The sequence below is a fragment of the Pseudomonas sp. dw_612 genome (genome assembly GCF_018449725.1).
Classification (GTDB): domain Bacteria; phylum Pseudomonadota; class Gammaproteobacteria; order Pseudomonadales; family Pseudomonadaceae; genus Aquipseudomonas.
The window spans coordinates 1-447 of record NZ_JAAVVC010000071.1 but is presented as its reverse complement, the minus strand read 5'-3'; the positions used below and the strand labels follow the sequence as shown (position 1 = coordinate 447).

Here is a 447-nt window from a genome sequence, read left to right as displayed (position 1 = left end):
GGCCACTTCCTGCACGTTCTGGCTGGCGGTGCCGTTGATCACGTAGACGTCGTTGCCGGCGCCCCCGACGAAACTGGTGGTGCCCAAAGTCGCGGTAAACGTGTCGTTGTAGTTCGAACCAATGATCGTCTCGAAATCGGAGAACGTATCGCCTTGGGCATCGCCGCCCAAGCCTGTCCCCGCCCGCGCAGTGGTCATGGTGATGTTGACCGCTTGATCCGACTGCGAGTAATAGAGGCGGTCGGAACCGCTGTAGCCGTCGAGGTTGTCAGCGGCGGCACTGGCGAAGAAATTATCGCCGTAGTTCGAACCGCGGAAGCTTTCGATACCGACGAAGGTGTCGCCCGCTGCGATGCCGGTGTGTACGCCGGTTTTCAGATTGAGGGTGACGCCCGCGCCGGTAACTTCATCTTCGTAGCTGGCGATGTCGATGCCTGCGCCGCCGAT

1 pseudogene is annotated in these 447 nt (G+C 60.9%); it reads right to left on the bottom strand.

The window, feature by feature from the left end:
• Positions 1-447: pseudogene (locus HB680_RS32520) on the bottom strand (calcium-binding protein); the annotation flags it as partial.